This is a genomic window from uncultured Slackia sp. (genome assembly GCF_944321625.1).
GTDB lineage: Bacteria > Actinomycetota > Coriobacteriia > Coriobacteriales > Eggerthellaceae > Slackia.
Genome location: NZ_CALUMA010000038.1, coordinates 1 through 17,109, shown reverse-complemented (window position 1 = coordinate 17,109; position 17,109 = coordinate 1). Strand labels below are relative to the sequence as shown.

Annotated in this window: 13 protein-coding genes and 1 tRNA gene; 1 reads left to right on the top strand and 13 read right to left on the bottom strand. The window is 61.9% G+C overall.

What is annotated here, in order from left to right; translation table 11 throughout:
• From Q0J60_RS03455 to Q0J60_RS03395, 13 genes are all read right to left on the bottom strand, one after another.
• A partial coding sequence (locus Q0J60_RS03455) for an ABC transporter substrate-binding protein (protein ID WP_294438839.1) occupies positions 1-889 on the bottom strand: 889 nt, incomplete at its 3' end.
• 41 nt (positions 890-930) lie between these two features.
• On the bottom strand, positions 931-1,911 hold the full coding sequence (gene nirJ2, locus Q0J60_RS03450) for a putative heme d1 biosynthesis radical SAM protein NirJ2 (protein ID WP_294438838.1): 981 nt from the start codon (positions 1,909-1,911) through the stop codon (positions 931-933).
• Between the two features lie 794 nt (positions 1,912-2,705).
• Positions 2,706-3,767: a nucleoid-associated protein gene (locus Q0J60_RS03445; RefSeq protein WP_294438837.1), complete on the bottom strand. Its 1,062-nt coding sequence runs from the start codon at positions 3,765-3,767 to the stop codon at positions 2,706-2,708.
• A 99-nt stretch (positions 3,768-3,866) separates the two neighbouring features.
• Complete coding sequence (locus tag Q0J60_RS03440; RefSeq protein ID WP_294438836.1) at positions 3,867-4,562, bottom strand: cytochrome b/b6 domain-containing protein; 696 nt, start codon at positions 4,560-4,562, stop codon at positions 3,867-3,869.
• Between the two features lies 1 nt (position 4,563).
• Positions 4,564-6,222, bottom strand: a complete 1,659-nt coding sequence (locus Q0J60_RS03435; protein ID WP_294438835.1) for a nickel-dependent hydrogenase large subunit — start codon at positions 6,220-6,222, stop codon at positions 4,564-4,566.
• Complete coding sequence (locus tag Q0J60_RS03430) at positions 6,222-7,457, bottom strand: hydrogenase small subunit (protein ID WP_294438833.1); 1,236 nt, start codon at positions 7,455-7,457, stop codon at positions 6,222-6,224. The genes Q0J60_RS03435 and Q0J60_RS03430 overlap by 1 nt, the downstream gene beginning before the upstream one ends.
• A gap of 254 nt (positions 7,458-7,711) precedes the next feature.
• Positions 7,712-8,251 carry a rubrerythrin gene (gene rbr, locus Q0J60_RS03425; protein ID WP_294438832.1) on the bottom strand — a complete coding sequence of 180 codons (540 nt, stop codon included), beginning with the start codon at positions 8,249-8,251 and terminating at the stop codon, positions 7,712-7,714.
• A 232-nt stretch (positions 8,252-8,483) separates the two neighbouring features.
• The gene (locus tag Q0J60_RS03420; RefSeq protein WP_294438831.1) at positions 8,484-9,356 is read right to left on the bottom strand and encodes an adenine glycosylase; all 873 of its coding nucleotides are present in this window, start codon (positions 9,354-9,356) and stop codon (positions 8,484-8,486) included.
• The gene (locus tag Q0J60_RS03415; protein WP_294438830.1) at positions 9,356-9,763 is read right to left on the bottom strand and encodes an Rrf2 family transcriptional regulator; all 408 of its coding nucleotides are present in this window, start codon (positions 9,761-9,763) and stop codon (positions 9,356-9,358) included. Before Q0J60_RS03415 ends, Q0J60_RS03420 begins: the two co-directional genes overlap by 1 nt.
• 6 nt (positions 9,764-9,769) lie before the next feature.
• On the bottom strand, positions 9,770-11,380 hold the full coding sequence (locus tag Q0J60_RS03410) for a hypothetical protein (protein ID WP_294438829.1): 1,611 nt from the start codon (positions 11,378-11,380) through the stop codon (positions 9,770-9,772).
• 105 nt (positions 11,381-11,485) lie between these two features.
• Positions 11,486-12,187, bottom strand: coding sequence for an HAD family phosphatase (locus tag Q0J60_RS03405; RefSeq protein WP_294438828.1), 702 nt, complete (start codon positions 12,185-12,187; stop codon positions 11,486-11,488).
• A gap of 55 nt (positions 12,188-12,242) precedes the next feature.
• Complete coding sequence (locus Q0J60_RS03400) at positions 12,243-14,129, bottom strand: ABC transporter ATP-binding protein (protein WP_294438827.1); 1,887 nt, start codon at positions 14,127-14,129, stop codon at positions 12,243-12,245.
• A gap of 50 nt (positions 14,130-14,179) precedes the next feature.
• A complete protein-coding gene (locus Q0J60_RS03395; protein WP_294438825.1) occupies positions 14,180-16,453 on the bottom strand; it encodes an ABC transporter ATP-binding protein in 2,274 nt (757 codons plus the stop codon).
• A gap of 255 nt (positions 16,454-16,708) precedes the next feature.
• On the opposite strand from Q0J60_RS03395, the gene Q0J60_RS03390 reads away from it, so the two are divergent.
• Positions 16,709-16,785: transfer RNA gene (locus Q0J60_RS03390), tRNA-Asp, on the top strand.
• The last annotated feature ends 324 nt before the right edge of the window (positions 16,786-17,109 follow it).

The following is a 17,109-nucleotide window of genomic DNA, read 5'->3' as shown; positions in this document are numbered from 1 at the left end:
GGACGAGGAAAATGTAATCGGGGTCCGTTTGCAGGAGGGCTTCCAGGCTGAAATCGGACAGAAGGCTCGGATTTTCGTCGGCGATATTAGTCGCGCCCAGGTCGCTGAGCATGGCACCCGCGGTGCTCGACGAGAGAAGCACCCTGATTCCCTGCGAATACGTGGTCAGAAGAGCCACACGGCTGCCTTCGGGAACGTTTTTCTTCCCTTCATCGATGGCGTCAGACACCTTGACGAGCAGGCCGTCGCCGTTCTGCGTGTACAAATCGTCGCGCCCGGTGATATCGCAGCAGACCCTCAACATGCGCAGATAGTCCCCGAACGTCGTCACGTTAAAATACGCCACGGGAACGCCCGAGGCCTCAAGCGCATCCTTCAGATCCGTCTGCGCGACGCCGCCGCCCCTGCCCGAGGTCGATCCCGTCATGATGACGAAATCGGGGTCGCAGGCAAGAATGGACTCCAGATTCAGGCTGCTGAAGTCACCCACGGACTGCACGCTTTGCTCGTCGATGCCGTAGTCAGCGAACGCATCCTGGCTGGCACCCACAAGCGTTCCCCCTGCCAGCTGCCAGATATCCGCGAAGCTTCCCATGCAGGCTACGACACGCTGGGGATTGTTCACCGTGACCTCATTGCCCAAATCGTCGGTGAAGGTATAACTTCCTTGCTCCTGCGACGACGAAGGTTCCTGGTTCGCGCCGCCCTTGTCTCCTTCGCTGCCCTGGCCGGAGCATCCCGCCAGTGCGAGAGCTGTCGCCATGCACAGCGCAAACGTGAGCACGGCGACAGGCCTTGCGAAACGCGATGCCTTGAGATGCCTGAGCGGCGATGCGAGCGTGGCGCGGATACGCTGAACACGCCCGGTCGATGCGCTCGGTTCGGTCATTGATGCCTTCTTTCTTCGGTTGAATCGAATGATTATCGGGGCTACAACGCAAGCCCGAGACCATGAGCGCAATAATCGTCCTGCGCCATGTAGTCACCGTCGTGGTAGAACGCCGCACGCGCCCTGCAACCGCCGCATCCTTCCGCGTAGTCGCAGGTACCGCAGGCGCCAGCATAGGCTCGCGTGCGCAAACGCTGGAGCACGGGGCTGTCACGCCAAATTTCGTCGAAAGGCGTCTCGCGCACATCGCCGGCCGTCTCCTCCATATAGGCGCAGGGTCGAACAAGGCCCTCGGCACCTACGACGCAATACGTCAGGCCGGCCAGGCATCCGCGCGAGAAACGCGTCTCAATGCCGAGTTGCTTCGCTATGCGTGTGAACTGAGGGGCGCACGTAGGCTTCACGTCGATCGAAACCTCGGCTTGCTTGCGCATGATGGCGCGCAGGAGCTCCTCGTTCTGGCGCACCTCGAGCGCCGTATCGTTGATTATCTTGCCGCGCCCTACGGGAATGAGGAAGAACACGTAATGCGCTACGGCGCCGATGCGCTGAGCGAAATCGGTGATGTCGCATATCTCGTCACGGTTCCAATCGACCACCGTGGTGTGGATCTGGAACGGAAGCCCCGCCTTCTTGCAGCTTTCGATGCCCGCCATCGTGAGCGCATGAGCACGCTCCAACCCGCGGAACCTGTCGTGCTTGGCGGCGTCGAGGCTGTCGACGCTGATGCCCATGGCGCATGCGCCCGCCTCCTTCAAGCGCATGGCAACCTCGTCAGTGAGGAGCGTGCCGTTGGTGCCGAACACAGGTCGAAGCCCTGCCCGAGAGGCATGCTCGACCAGTTCGAAGATATCGGGCCGCAGCAGAGGCTCTCCTCCGCTGAAGATCATGATTTTGAATCCGGCGGCGGCTATCTGGTCGATAAGGGCCATGCCTTCTTCCGTGGAAAGTTCGCGCGCACGCCGCTCATCCGCATCTTGATAGCAATGCGCGCAGCGTAGATTGCATTCATTAGTGGTCATCCAGGATACGATCATCGACAGATCCCCTTCGCTTTTCGCCGCACGGCGAACGCCTCGATTGCATGGGTGAACCGAGTGCCACCCGGAACAGAGCGGAGGATCGACACACGCATCGGCGCCATCCGTCAACTAAGTGCTTCACAGGAAGCCTGCACGCTGAAGGCGTCCCGGATGCCCAAACGGCCGCAAGCTCCACCCGAGAAAACGCATGTCTCGGGCGCCACGCGGGCCTTGCAGAATGCGTGCGCGATCCGCCGCACACGTGAGGTTACTACGACACGACGTTGTCATCCAGCCTTTCGGGCGCAGTTCCACACCACCGGAGCAGATATACCGCAATCGGCGTAACGACCCCGCGTCATTGAAGGTTTCCTGCCGCACATTCTGCGCCTCGACGCTCAATCGCTCTTTCGCAGTTGCATCCGCATCCAGTGTTAAGCGTATTGAGTCGTATAAAAAACGCCTTATTGGCTAACAATTTGACCCCTCAGTAGAAAAAACGCGTTATTTGCGTGCCTTTATTTCGCCAAAAGAAAGTCTTTTCGTTATCTATAAAACGCTATCAGGCGTTTTAATACTTTTAGCTATTCCCTTAATAAAAAATGGGCAGATCCGTCGGAATCTGCCCCACAAATAACGCCGTTTTGGGAAATGACCCCGCCATTCTTAGCCAATAGCGAGTTTTTGGGAAATGCACCGCCCTTAAAGGCTCGGCGGTTCTCAACACCCTCCCGCACTCAACATTTCGCGGGCCTCGATGCCCAGTCATCCCACCGTCTTATCGCTTTTACCGTCTAGCGGTTCTCTATGCTGCCTATGTTCTTGAGCTCGATGGAGATGAGGCCGTTGGGCTCGCTGATGAATTCAATGAAGTCGGGATTGGTGGAGTATTCGGACGGGAACGTGATCTCGATGCCTGTGTCGGTGCGAATCTTATGGTTGCGCGCCACACGCTCCACCGCTTTTTTCTCCACGGGGACGCGCTCAGGCACCTCGGCGGCCACCGCCTCTTCGAAACGGCGCTGCAGCGGCTCGTCGTCGAACACCTCGGCGCCCAGATCCCACGGCGCAAGATATTCGGAATCGTCCGCCGCCTCGCTCATCATGGCCGCCTTCGCCTTGGAGAGCGCGGCCGCGCTGTTGGCGCCATATTCATCGGCCACTTCCTCCACGATGCGCACTACCGTGTCGAGCACCTCTTTGCTGGAAGCCTCGCTGGAGCACTGGAGAAGGCCATCGGGAATGAGATAGCGCTCCTCACCCGAAATCTCGCGCGGCTTATCGGCGAACGACACCGCCAGCGTCTCGGCGTCCACAAGCGCATAGGAAGACACTTTCTGCGACGGGTTGGGAAGAATCGCAAAGTGACGCTTCACATCCACGCGCGTGTCACCCGCCTCGCCGGAGCCTACCTCGTGCATATACGCCTGACGACTCTCGAGCAGGAACATGCCGAAATGGCGTTTGCCTTGGGCTTTGTAGGCGGCCTCCATCTCCTCCTCAGTGGCATCGGCAGGAGGCTTGGGAGCATCCTCCTCGAAATCGAGCACCAGAAGATCGCACGACTCGGGCTTTTCCATATGACCCAGCTCGGTGGCCAAAAACTGCGCGATCTGAGTTGAAAGCCCTATGAAGTCACGCTCGCCACGGAAATACGAACGGAGCTCGCCGGCAAACATGCTGTCGTCGGCGAAGGTGCCGCGCTTCGCGTCAATCGAGCCGAGCGCCTTCTTCGCATGGCTCACGCAGTATTTCTTGGCATTCTTGCTGGCCAGATCAAGCTCTTCCTCAGAAAACACGTTCACGCACGACACGAAGTCGAACACGTGCAGAATGGCATGATTGATGCGAAACATGAAAAACCGCCTTCATGACGAGAATGGACAACGGCACGTAAGCATACCAAAAAAGAAGCCCGCCGAAGCGGGCTTCTTTGCAGCATCTCAACGAGAGGTCTAGTGGGCTTCGTGACCCAGGTTGTCCTCGCCGGAGATGTTGTGGGTCTTCATATCGTAGGTCAGGCCGCCATGCTCGATGCCGAAGAACATGAGCTTGGTGGGCGCGAAGCCTTCGATATTGGCCAGGTACGCATGCAGCAGCGTGAAGCAGATGAACACGTACATCAGGAAGTAGTGGATGATGCGCACGCTCATCGCGCCGCCGAAGAAGTTGATGCAGGCTTCGATGGCAGGCGTGTTGGCCGTGGGCGGCCACAGCATCAAGCCGGTGAAGAACATGAACGCGATCAGGATGGGAATCGCCAGGTAGGACAGCTTCTGCGGAACGCCAAGCTTGGCGGACAGCGGATGGTCCTTCTTCAGGAACAGGTAGTACTTGATCCATGCGCCCAGCTGATGGCGGTTGTCCTTCTGGGGCAGCCACGTCTTGTAGTCGGTGACTACCTCGCGCGTGCCGGCGGCAGGCGCGGACTTCACGAAGAACGCCAGCACGATACGCACGATGACGTTCAGCATGATCACGAAGCCGAAGAAGATATGCACGCCACGCGCCATTCCCATGAACTCAGGGAAGAACGGGAAGTGGATGCAGAAGCCGGTGAAGATCAGCAGGATCATGGAGATGAGGTTCACCCAGTGCGTGACGCGGAACGGCGCCGGATGCGCTTCGCGGTAATGTGCGAGATGGGCCATCTTACTTCACCCCCCAAGGGCTCGTCACGGTTTCGAACTTCTTGCCGGTCTTGGGCTCGACGATGTGCACAGCGCAAGCGGTGCAGGGGTCGAAGCTGTGGACCGTACGCAGAGCGTTGATGGGCTTCTCGATGTCGGCCACAGGCACGCCGATCAGAGCCTGCTCCAAGGGGCCGTAGTTGCCCTCCGGGTCATGCGGCGCGAGGTTCCAGGTGGACGGGATGATGATCTGGTAATCAGTGATCTTGCCGTCCTTGACCTTCTCGGAGTGGTACAGGGCACCACGCGGAGCCTCCCAGAAACCGGTGCCTTCGCCGGTGATCTGCTCGGCGCCCGTGAAGTAGGTGCTGTCGCCGCTCTGGATGGCCTCGCACAGCTCGGTGACCCATTCCTTCATGAGGCCAGCGATGTAGAGGGTCTCGATCTGGCGGGAGCCGGTGCGGCCGAGCGTGTTCTGCAGCGCGGAGAGGTCGCCAGGCTGAGCGCCCAGGGCCTCCAGCAGGCCGTCGATCTGCTCGACGATGAACGGAACGCCACGCTTGTACGCGACCAGCAGACGCGCGAAGCCACCGGTCTCAAGCGGCTTGCCGTCGTAGCGCGGGCACTTGTTCCAGGTGTAACGGTCGTCCACGTTGTACTCGGTGAACTGGGGATGCACGCCCTGCTCGAACGGAGGCAGGTCGGCGTCGCCCTCGTACCAAGAACGGCCGACGTACTCGGTGATCTTGGACTCGTCCACGTCGGACAGGTTGAAGTTCTCGTCCAGAACGCCGGCGGGCAGGTAGCGGTTGTTCATCTGATCGGTATAGGACGTGGAGGCGTCGAACGGACGCTCGAACACGCCCCATGCGCCGTAGCGACCGACGCCCTTGCCGAACGTGGCGGCCTCGGGATAGAACTTGGCGACGGCGAGCGTGTCGGGGATCAGCGTGGAAGCGACCCAGTTGTACAGCTCGTCGACGAGGCCCTTGAGGTCATCGAGCTTCTCGGCGGTGGGCACGAAGGCGGTGCCGCCGGGAACGATGGTCATGATGTGGGGCATCTTGCCGCCCAGCAGGCCGGCGATCTCGGAGGCCTTGGCCTGCATCTGCAGGGCCTCGAGATAATGCGCGGTCAGGATGAGGTCGGCCTCGGGGGTCAGGTTGTACTCGCCGGTGTCGAACCAGTTGCCGCTGAAGATGGACAGCTGGCCGTCGTCGGCGAACTTCTGCAGACGGTCCTGCAGGCCCACAAAGTCGGCGGAAGGAGTGCCCAGCTCGGTGGCCAAGTCATAGGCGGCGACGGGATCGGCGGAAAGCGCGTTGAGCGGATTCACATAATCCAGGCCGGCCAGGTTGTAGAACCACAGGATGTGGCTATGCAGGAACTGCGAGCCCTCGATCAGATTGCGGATGATGCGGGCGTTGTTGGGGATGGTGATCCCGTACGCCTTCTCGGCCGCGATGGAGGAAGCATGCATGTGCGAAACAGGGCACACGCCGCAGATGCGCTGCACGATGTACGCGGCATCCTCGGGGGTGCGGTCACGGACGACGAGCTCCATGCCGCGGAAGCAGCCGCCGGAAATCCAGGCGTCGGTAACGACGCCGTCGGTGACTTCCATCTCGGCACGAAGATGACCTTCGATACGGGTAATGGGGTCGATGACGGAACGAGTCATTACTTATCGCCTCCCTTCTTGCTTGCAGCCTCCATGTCTTCCTTCTTGTACACGCCGATGGACTTATCGGGGTGCTTGGCATCCCATGCACGCACCTTCTCGAAATCGGCACCCTTGGGCACGCGGCCGGCGGCCTTCATGCCGAAGCCGTGAGCGACGAGCGCCAGGGCGACGACGCCGGTGACGATCGGGGCGACGACCTCAGGCTGGAACAGGAAGTCGCCGACGCGCAGGTCGCGATGGCGCTTGAAGAACGGAGTGTTGACCTCGACCCAGTTCTGGCCCGGGTTCATCGGGTTGGCCTCGCAGCAACCGATGCAGGGGGCGCCGGCCTCGACGCACCAGCTGCGACGGTGGTTGTAGCGCACGATGCCGCAGTTCGCCTTGGTCTGGGGCCCACGGCAGCCGAGCGGGTACAGGCAGTAGCCCTTGGCCTCCTCGGGGCTGCCGAACTGGTAGACGAACTCACCGTTCTCGAAGTGGCCGCGACGCTGGCAGTTGTCATGGATGGTCTGGCCGAAGATCTGGGTGGGCTTGTTCTCGGCGTTGAGCTCAGGCAGGCGGTTGAGCAGCAGGTACTCAATGAGCACCGCGCACAGCCACTCGGGGTTGGGCGGGCAGCCGGGGATGTTGATGACCGGCGTGCTGATGCCCTCCTCCTGCAGGAACTGCTGGACGCCCATGGCGTTGGACGGATTGGGATGGGCAGCCATCCAACCGCCGTTAACGGCGCAGGAGCCGAGTGCGACCACGGCGGTGGCGTTTGCCGCAGCCTCGGTCAGATGCTCGTAGCCCGGCTTGTCGGCGACACGCAGCGCGTTGCCGTCCCAGCCCTTGAGCACGGCGCCCTCGTAGACCAGGATGTAGTTGCCGGCCTCGATGGTCTGGGCCTTTGCCTCCTCCATCGAATGGCCCGCGGCGGCGGAGAGCGTCTCGCTGTAGTTCAGCGAGATGAGCTCGAGCACGACCGTCGCAGCATCCGGGGCGTCGATCTGAGCGAACGCCTCGGTGCAGCCGGTGCAGGAAGCGCCCTCAATCCAGATAACGGGATACAGGTCGCCCTGGCTGGCGCCAATGACGGACTCCTCGAGGGCATGGGCCACGCGGGGCGCGGCGGCTTCACCCAAGCCTGCCATGACCGCGATGGTGCCGCACAGTTTCATGAAGCTGCGGCGCGAGACACCTCGCGACTCGAGCATGCCTTGAAACTCTGTGGCAGTGGCCTTGTTGTCCATACGTACACCTCCTATATAGATGTATGCTGAAGAAACTGACGGGTGGCATTATGCACCAAAATTAGTAACAAAAACGTTTGCGTTCCGTCACTTTCCGCACAGACCGGCCATATTCGCGGCAAAAGGCACGACTGTGTGAAGAACATAAAAGTTCGTAACACGATGTGCTACGAACCATCTCTTCAGTAACACGAATTCTCCCCCCTGAAAACGCAAAAATGCCCGGGAATCAATCCCGGGCATTTCCGTTCTCCTTAGTAATTTTCGGCGCGAATCTCGAAGTGGGCCTTCGGATGCGCGCAAACCGGGCAGACCTCGGGAGCCTCGGTGCCGATGTGGATATGGCCGCAGTTGTTGCACTTCCACGCATGCACCTCGCCGCGCTTGAACACCTCGCCGGCGTTGATGCGCTCGATCAGCTTGCGATAGCGGGCCTCGTGCTCCTTCTCCACCGCGGCAACGCCCTCGAACAGGCGGGCAAGCTCGTCAAAGCCCTCGTCCTTGGCGGTCTTGGCGAACTCGGCGTACATGTCGGTCCACTCATAGTTCTCACCAGCGGCGGCGTCGGCCAGGTTGTCCAGCGTGGTGGGAATCTTGCCGCCGTGCAGAGCCTTGAACCAGAGCTTGGCATGCTCGGACTCGTTCTTGGCGGTTTCGGCGAAGATGTTCTGAATCTGGACGTAGCCGTCCTTCTTCGCCTGGGATGCGTAATAGAGGTACTTCGTATGTGCCTGCGATTCGCCGGCGAAAGCGGTCATGAGGTTCTTCTCGGTCTGGGTGCCCTTGAGCTCCATGGGTCGTCCCCCTTTCTCCCGAGGCATCGTGCTCGGGGGTCAAAACACTCCGCGCGTGCTTGCGCGCAACGGCGTTGCCGTCTCGTGCCAGCATACTCCCCTGCCGCTCAATTGTCCTTCGAGAAGTAACAATTATTCCGAAGTTATACAATCGCGCACAAAATTCGGAAGACGAAAAGCTGCGCGACGCGCCACCCGACGCACCGCACGTGAAAAACCCGCCAGCATCAAGCTACGCGATAAGCCACCCCGATGCGCTGCGCACGAAGAACCCCTCGCGCTCCAGGTCGCCCATAATGGAGTCGAAGGTCGCCCGGTCCACTCCGTCGCGGCCAGCCTCGCGCTCGATGCGGTTCAAGCGCGCCAGCAGCTCTTCCGATTCGATGCCGGGGCTTGCCATAACCTCGCGCAAAAGCCACGAGCGCTTCTGGCGGCGCGACCCCTCGAAGGCGCTCTGCCGCGTATAGGCCGCCGCACGGCGGCTGGGATTGACCTGCGTGCGTTTGAGGTGCGCCCCCACATCGAGCAGCGCGTAATACCACCCGCGCACGTCCTCCGTCGGACACGCCGCCTCCACGAGCGGACGCAGCTGCTTGTCGGTCACGCGCTCTTCATCGGGGAAAAATCGGTGGATGAACACGGCACGCACGTTCGTTTCAATGTAGACGCACGGGACATCGCGCGAGAAGGCCGTGATGCCGGCGGCGGTCGCCTCGCCGATGCCGGGCAGCCCCACAAGCGCCTCCACCCCTTCGGGCATGCATCCGCCGTACTGCTCCGAGCAGATGTCGGCGGCGCGCTTCAGGGCCAGGGCGCGGCGGTTGTACCCCATGCCTTGCCACTCTTCCACCACGTCTCCGGGCGATGCGGCAGCAAGCGCGTCCACCGTGGGAAACCGCGCCAAAAAACGCTCCCAGCGCGTCAGGACACGCGCCACCTGGGTCTGTTGAAGCATGACCTCGGAAATCCATATCTCATAGGGGTCGCGCGTATTGCGCCACGGCAGATCGCGATAAAGCTCCCTGCCCTGCTCGCGCACGTCAGACACGAACGCCGCCATATCGGCGGCGCTCACGTGAGGCGTATGTGCCTGAATCTTTCCCATTAGGCCCTGTCCTTGGAGAACAGGGCGTCAAGCGTGATGGAATCGAAATACTCGCGCAGGATCACGTCGGCCTGCTTCCATACGCTGCGGAACTCGCACATGCCGCATTTGTCGCAATACGCGGGGTTGTCGGCGCATGGCGACATCATGAGCGGGCCCTGCAGCGCCTCCAGCACCTCGAGCACCGTGGTAGTGGAAGGGTCGCATGCGAGCGTCAGGCCGCCCTTGGCGCCGCGCACGGTCTTGAGTAGGCCTGCGCGCACGAGGTCGTGCTGGATGCTGCGCGCGAACGCATAGGGAATACCCTCACGCTCGGCCACCTCGGACACCGAAACGTAGGCATCCTTGCTCTCATAGGCAGCGCGAATGATACGGCACGCGTAATCGCTTCTGCGGGTCAACTCCATCGCGTATCACCAACCCATCGCGTTGTCGGCACCCAGCAGGCCCCCTTCGGCCTCGAAGCGATCGATCTGGGCGCGGAATTCTTTCACAACGGCATCTTCCAGCTGATGGTACTCGTCGGAATCCAGCGGCTGGAAGTTGGAGATATGCTCGTACATCATCTCCTGGGTAACCGGCACGTAGTGGCGCGATTTCAGGCTCTGACGATACGCGTCCTCCACGGCCTCGCGCGCAGCGGTGGCGATGTCGGTGCGCGACAGGTTGCGCGACAGGCGCGTAAGCCTGCTCAGGTCGAGCCTTCTGATGGACGGATGGTCAAGCGCCATGCGGTCCCAAATCTTGCGGCGCTCGATCTCGTCGGGCATATAGATGTCCACGATGTGCATGGGTTCCATCAAATCGTAAAGATACCCCTGGTCGGGCGCGTCGCCCGCCATGGAAGAAAGCACGTAGATGTCGGGGTTCGCAACCGCGGTGCTGATGAGGGTGACCGCCTCGCGCGCAGCACGCGCCATGTTGGCGAACATGATGCCCTCGCCGTCGGACGCCGACGCCGCCTCGATCAGCGGCGCGCCCCACATGTCGATATCCTCCAGAACCAGCACGCCCGGAGCGTCGAGCGACATGCGACCGGTCAGGCGGGGCTGACGGTCGGCCGACACGGTGACGCACAGCACGGGCATGCCCTGAGGGCCGGGCTGCATCTGCACGCGCATCGCAGGAAGCCCCAGCTCGCCCACGACGGCGGTCATGAACACCGACGCGTCTTCGCGCGACGAAGTGCGGAACACCACGCTGCCGTTGGCGGAAAGCTTATCGAGGCCATGCTGCGCACGAAGCGTGTCGATGAGCAGGCGGTAATCCTCATCCTGCTTGATGCCGATGCCCAGCGCGCGCGTGTCCTCGATGATGCCGTCGAAGCCCACCAGGTCGCTGAAATCCATGCCGCGGCGCGGCGCGGGACGCGCATCAGATGCCGCCTTATCTTTGGAAGAGCTGATTTTGCCCACGCCCACGATGCGGGCCGCAGGCGCAGCGGGCTTCTCCTCGGGAGCAGTGGCGCCTTCGTCGGCGGGATGTTCATCGGAGCTTTCGGACTGATGGCCAGCAGCCGCATCCTGCGCGTCCTCGGCAACGTCGTCCGCAGCCGAGGGATAGAGCGTCGAGACGATGGGCGTGACGCCGGAAATGTGCGCATGGGCGCCAATTTCTTCCGAAATAAGGTCGGCCATGTCTTCCAGGTCGGCGCGCGAGATGCCGAACTCAGAGAGCTTGTCCAGCGCGAGGTCCTGCAGACGGCGCGCGAAACGCTCCGTCTCGTCGCTTGTCAGGTGCGGCTCGAGCTTGTCGAAGATGTACTCCGCCATGGATCGCTCATGCAGGTCGCATGCAACGTCCCACGCCTCGCGCAGGGCGCCGATGGCCTCCATGTCGGGCAAAGGACCGCGTTTGCACGCCTCCTCATAGGCGGTCATGTACAGATGCATCGCAAGCACCTTATCGCCCGCACGCTTGGCTTCGCGCGCGGCGGAAAGATAATCGGCCCGAGGCTCGTGGGCGTCGGCTGGCTCCTGATGCTGATCGGCGAAATTGGATTCGTTGTCTTTGCTTTCGAACATGAGGGCCCACCTCCTTGGGAATTGTCAATGAAAAGGTATCAGTTAAAGTTTAGACAAGCGAGGGCATGCGCGCAAACCGCGTGAAGAACTTGTAACCAAGCGCCCTTAATTCTTCACATCCTCGCTCCAGTCGAGCACGGTCCACCCGCGGCGGCGCGCCTCGCGCTCGAGCGGGTTGTCGGGGCACACGGCGAACCCGCGCGTGGCGGCGGAAAGCAGCGGGGCGTCGGAATGATGGTCGCCGTACGCCTCCACAAGTTCCCAGTTCCCGGCCCCATAGCGGGCATCGGCATAGGCGCGGATGCAGTTGACCTTTTCCTGCCCCTCCACGCATGGGCCATCGACGCGCGTGGTGTAGAGGCCCCGCTCGTCTACCGCCATCTTGGTGGCGATGAAACCGTCAAAAGGATGAAGCTCCTGGGCGCGCTCGATGATCGGCTCGAACGTGGCAGATACCACAAGCACCTCGACGCCCCTCTCCTGAAGGGCGCGCATGGCGGCATCCGCCTGCGGGCGCAAGCGGTTCTGCTCAGCGATCACCTCATCGTAGAAATCGCGAAGATACGCATCGGCATCGGCCTTCTTGCGCCCGGCGAACGCCGTGAACACCAGGCCGCGCACCCATGCCTCGTTCTGGGGAAGGCGAAACTTGTATGCGACGCCCCACGACGCGATCTTCGCCGTGACGCGCTTGCCCAGCATGCCGTCGCGCAGCAGCTTGCGCACCAGCAGCACGGGGGAATTCCCTCGTATTGACGTGCCGTCGAAATCGAAGGCGGCTATTTTGTGCACGGTGTTTTCCGTCATAAGCCTCTCGACGCGCGGCGGCCGCACAGGGCGATCCGCCGCGCCTTTCATCTCGCTATTCGCCGGTTTCTCCGGCGAACTGAGAATTATACAGCTTGGCGTATGCGCCGCCAAGTTCGAGCAGCTGCTCGTGGGTTCCCTGCTCCACGATGTCGCCATGGTCGAGCACCAGAATCAAATCGGCGTCGCGAATCGTGGACAGCCGGTGCGCGATCACGAACGACGTGCGTCCGCGCATCAGGTTGTCCATCGCCATCTGGATGCGCTCCTCGGTGCGCGTGTCCACGCTTGAGGTCGCCTCGTCCAGAATGAGCATGCGGCGGTCGGCAAGCACGGCGCGCGCGATGGTCAGAAGCTGGCGCTGGCCTTGGCTGATATTGCTCGCGTCCTCGTTGATCTCCATGTCGTAGCCGCCGGGCAGCGTGGAGATGAAGTGGTCGGCGAACGCCGCCTTGGCCGCCGCCTCCACCTCTTCGTCGGTGGCATCGAGGCGCCCGTAGCGGATGTTCTCACGAATGGTGCCCTTGAACAGCCACGTATCCTGCAGCACCATGGCAAACAGCGCGCGGACCTCGTCGCGGTCCATATCGCGGACGTCGCGGCCGTCAATGCGGATAACGCCCGCGTCCACGTCGTAGAAGCGCATGAGCAGCTTCACCATGGTTGTCTTGCCCGCACCGGTGGGGCCCACCAGGGCAACCGTCTGGCCAGGAGCGACCTTGGCCGAAAAGTCTTTGATGACGGGATTGCCGGGGTCGTAGCCAAACCGCACGTGGTCGAACTCGACGCTCACGGGGCCGTCCCCGCCTGCCGCGTAGCGCACGCGCGATGCCCCAACGGCCGCCGCCTTGGCGACCGATGCCGCTGCGGGCGCGTCCCCCGCAACGATGGCGTTCTCGTCCGCATCCTCCTCTTCGGCGTCGAGGAACTCGAACACGCGCTCGGCCGCGGCCGCCATCTGCTGAAGGACGTTGGACACCTGCGCGAGCTGCGTGATGGGCTGCGTGAAGTTCTTCACGTATTGGATGAACGCCTGGATGTCGCCTACGGTGATGGCGCCCTGGATGGCGAGCGCTGCGCCCGACACCGCCACGGCGACGTACCCCAGATTGCCCACCAGGTTCATGGCGGGCATCATAAGGCCCGAAAGGAACTGCGACTTCCATGCCGATTCGTACAGCTTCTCGTTGGTGGCGCGGAATTTCTCGAGCGCTTCCTCCTCGCGCCCGAACGCATGCACCACGGCATGGCCCGAGAACGTCTCTTCCACCTGGCCGTTGATTGCGCCGAGGTTTTTCTGCTGTGCGCGGAAGTGCTTCTGCGAATGAGACACGACCACCTTCACTAAAATGAGCGACACCGGCACGATCAGCAGCACGATGAGCGTCATCGGAGCGTTAATGGAAAGCATCATGGTCACTACGCCCACGATGGTCACCACGCTGGTCACGAGCTGGGTGACACCCTGGTTGAGGCTCTGCCCCAGCGTATCGACGTCGTTGGTAATGCGCGAGAGCACGTCTCCGGTGCTGGTGCGCTCGAAATAGCCCATAGGCAGTCGGTCGATCTTGTCCGCGATGCGCTCGCGCAGCAGATAGCAGGTCTTCTGCGAGATGTGCGTCATCTGCCACCCCTGCACGAACGAGCAGATGGCAGAGACCGCATAGAGCGCAAGCGTGGTCGCAAGGATGGAGCCCACGACGCCGAAGTCGATGTCGCCCGTGCCGGCGACCTTGGCGGCGATGCCCTCGAACAGCTCGGTGGTGGCGGTTGAAAGCACCTTGGGGCCCACGATGGTGAACACCGTGGATGCCACCGCGAACACGAGCAGCACGGCGAGGGAGAGCTTGAACGCCCCCATGAACGCCAAGAGCTTCTTCATCGTGCCCTTGAAGTCGGCCGCCTTCTCCCCCGGCATCATCGCACGGGGGCCGTGGCCCATAGGCCCGCGGCGAGGCGGCCGCACGGAGGTATTCTGGGTCTCATGCGTGCTCATCGGGCATCACCTCCCTTCGCTGCCTCTTCTTCTTGGGCAAGCGTGCGCTGGATTTCGGCGGGTGACAGCTGCGACTGCGCGATCTCGCGATACGTCGGGCAGGTGCGCATGAGCTGCGCATGCGTGCCGCACCCCACCATAGCGCCGTCATCGAGCACCACGATGGTCGTGGCGTCGAGCACGGTGGAGATGCGCTGGGCCACGATTACCTTGGTGGCCGACCCCAGTTCACGCGCGAGCGCCGCACGCAGGCGGGCGTCGGTCTGATAGTCAAGCGCCGAGAAACTATCGTCGAACAGATAGGCGCGCGCATCGGTGGCGACGGCGCGAGCGACGGAAAGGCGCTGGCGCTGGCCGCCCGACACGTTGTCGCCTCCCTGCGAAACGAACGAGCCTACGCCTTCCTCCTTCTCGGCCACGAAATCGGCGGCCTGGGCGATCGACAAGGCGGCATTCACATCCGCATCGCTTGCCTCGGGCGCGCCGAACCGCACGGTGTCGGCGATGGTGCCCGAGAACAGAAACGCCTTTTGAGGAACGTAGCCCAGAAGCGAGCGAAGGTCGCGCTGGCGCATATCGCGCACGTCGATGCCGTCGATGAGAACGGCGCCCTCCGACACGTCGTAGAAGCGCTCGATGAGCTTGAGCACGGTGGATTTGCCGCAGCCCGTGGGGCCGATGATCGCCAACGTGTCGCCTGGCTCGGCGACGAAGCTGATGTTGCGCAGCACGGGTTCGCTGTCATCGTCGTAGGCGAAGGTCACGTCCTTGAATTCGATGCGGGCGCCGCGGCGATCCCCCTCGCCCTGAGCACTCGGAATCTCGACGGGGCGCTCGGGGTCGTGGATGGAGCTTTCGGTCGCCAGCACCTCGTTCACGCGCTCGGCCGCAACGTCGGCGCGCGGCAGCATGATGGCCATCATGCCGATGATCAGGAACGACATGATGATGACCATCGAGTACGTGATGAACGCGATCAGATCTCCCGTCTGGATGGTGCCAGAATCGATATAGGAACCGCCCACCCACACGATGAGCACCGAGATGCCGTTCATCACCAGCATCATGGCGGGCATCATGAACGTCATGGCGCGGTTGGTGAACAGCTGCGTGCGATAGAGCGCCGTCGAGGCGTCGTCGAAGCGCTTCGACTCGAAATCCTGGCGGCCGAACGCGCGGATGACGGGTAGGCCGTTGAGCATCTCGCGCGCCACCAGATTCACCTGGTCGATGAGCTTCTGCATCACTTTGAACTTAGGCAGGGCGACCGCCATGAGAATGCCGATGATAAGAAAGATGGCCGCGATGGCCAGCACGATAATCCAGCTCATGGACGCATTGGTTTGAGACACCATGATGATGCCGCCGATGGCGAGGATAGGCGCGTAGAGCACCATGCGCAGCACCATGGTGAGCACCATCTGAATCTGCTGGATGTCGTTGGTTCCGCGCGTGATCAGCGAAGCCGCGGAGAAACGCTGCACCTCGGCGTCGGAAAACGAGAGGACCTTGGCGAACAGGCGCTCGCGAAGGCCGCGCGCAACCTTGGCCGCCGTGCGCGACGCCAAAAATCCCACCGCCACCGACACGATTGCCATAAGCGCCGCCACGCCCAGCATCTGCACGCCGATGCGCAGCAGGCAGTTCATCTGGATGGCGCCCATGTCAAGGCCTAGCGCCTCGTACTCTGCCTTGACGGCGGCGATGGCCTGCTGGTCGACGAGCGTATCGCTCACGCCGGACAGGTGCTCCTTGGCAGAATCGACCAGGGAAAGCACGTCGTCTTTGGTGATGGTGCCCGCCTGATACGCCTGCACAAGCTGCGCGAGGTCGAAGGCGCCCTGCATGGCAGAGGCGTCGGCGGAGTTCTCCGCCGCGGCAGAGGCGCCCTCGCCCGCCGCCGAGCCTCCCCCGGGAGCCTGGTCGGCGAAGTAGATGATGGCCATGGGCCACGCCATGGCATCGTCGAGCGCCGCGCGCTCATCGCTCGTCTGGTCCGAAAGCGTATACGTGCCGTCGTCCGACTGCTCATACGCATCCCTGATGAGAGCCTCCTCGTCGTCGGGTGCCAGCATGCACACGGCGTCGAACGTGGCGGCGCGCATCTGGTCGGGCGATGCATGTTCGATGCCTCCCTGCTGAATGCCCACGTCAACCAAATCGGACGTGTAGCGCGGAAGCGATAGGTCGGCGAACGCCTGAACGATCAGCAGGGCGACGATCAGCACGACGGCCGCTTTAGAGTTCCTGAGATAGCGGATTATGCGCACGAGGCGCCTCCTTCTTCATGTGATTCGCTGGGAAAGTTGTCAGTCTAGCGTTCGAATTTGGATGATTCGTGTGCATCGGCCGCTCGAGCAGAATCGTAAAAAAGACGTTGAAAACGAGAGCGAGAGCCGTTTGAGCGAGCGGCAAGAAACCAATCCAGAAAAATTTTTCACTATTTGCAAAATTCTTCTTGCGTACGGAATTGTTTCTCGGTACTATATGCGGGCTGCTTGAGAGAGCAGCGGTTTGAAACTGATGGGGTGTTAGCTCAGTTGGTTAGAGCGCCGGCCTGTCACGTCGGAGGTCGCGAGTTCAAGTCTCGTACATCCCGCCATTCGAAACCAAAGCCTTGCGAACGCGGGGCTTTTTTCGTGTTTGATTCGTTTAGCGGGGGTCTCGTCCTCTTGGCGGAGGGGGTAAAGGGGGGCGTCCGCGCCGAGCGTATCTCGGTCTACGTCTCGCCCTCCTAGCAGGGGGCAAAGTCCTGGCGGGGCCTAAGCCTAACGAGGCCTAAATCCTGATGGAGCGAGCCTGATGAGGTCTAGCTTGATGATGCCTAAATCCTGATGGGCCCTCTGTCTTGGCGGGGTTTTCAGCAGAGAGGTGCCGGGAGCGCTATGCTGGCGGGGCTTACCGGGATTCTGGCGGGCGCTAGACG

Coding starts and splice junctions, on each gene's coding strand:
- rbr (WP_294438832.1), bottom strand. CDS start 8,251: ATGGAGCTCAAGGGCACCCAGACCGAGAAGAACCTCATGACCGCTTTC.
- Q0J60_RS03410 (WP_294438829.1), bottom strand. CDS start 11,380: ATGTTCGAAAGCAAAGACAACGAATCCAATTTCGCCGATCAGCATCAG.
- Q0J60_RS03430 (WP_294438833.1), bottom strand. CDS start 7,457: ATGGACAACAAGGCCACTGCCACAGAGTTTCAAGGCATGCTCGAGTCG.
- Q0J60_RS03405 (WP_294438828.1), bottom strand. CDS start 12,187: ATGACGGAAAACACCGTGCACAAAATAGCCGCCTTCGATTTCGACGGC.
- Q0J60_RS03440 (WP_294438836.1), bottom strand. CDS start 4,562: ATGGCCCATCTCGCACATTACCGCGAAGCGCATCCGGCGCCGTTCCGC.
- Q0J60_RS03445 (WP_294438837.1), bottom strand. CDS start 3,767: ATGTTTCGCATCAATCATGCCATTCTGCACGTGTTCGACTTCGTGTCG.
- Q0J60_RS03415 (WP_294438830.1), bottom strand. CDS start 9,763: ATGGAGTTGACCCGCAGAAGCGATTACGCGTGCCGTATCATTCGCGCT.
- Q0J60_RS03435 (WP_294438835.1), bottom strand. CDS start 6,222: ATGACTCGTTCCGTCATCGACCCCATTACCCGTATCGAAGGTCATCTT.
- Q0J60_RS03420 (WP_294438831.1), bottom strand. CDS start 9,356: ATGGGAAAGATTCAGGCACATACGCCTCACGTGAGCGCCGCCGATATG.
- nirJ2 (WP_294438838.1), bottom strand. CDS start 1,911: ATGACCACTAATGAATGCAATCTACGCTGCGCGCATTGCTATCAAGAT.
- Q0J60_RS03400 (WP_294438827.1), bottom strand. CDS start 14,129: ATGGGCCACGGCCCCCGTGCGATGATGCCGGGGGAGAAGGCGGCCGAC.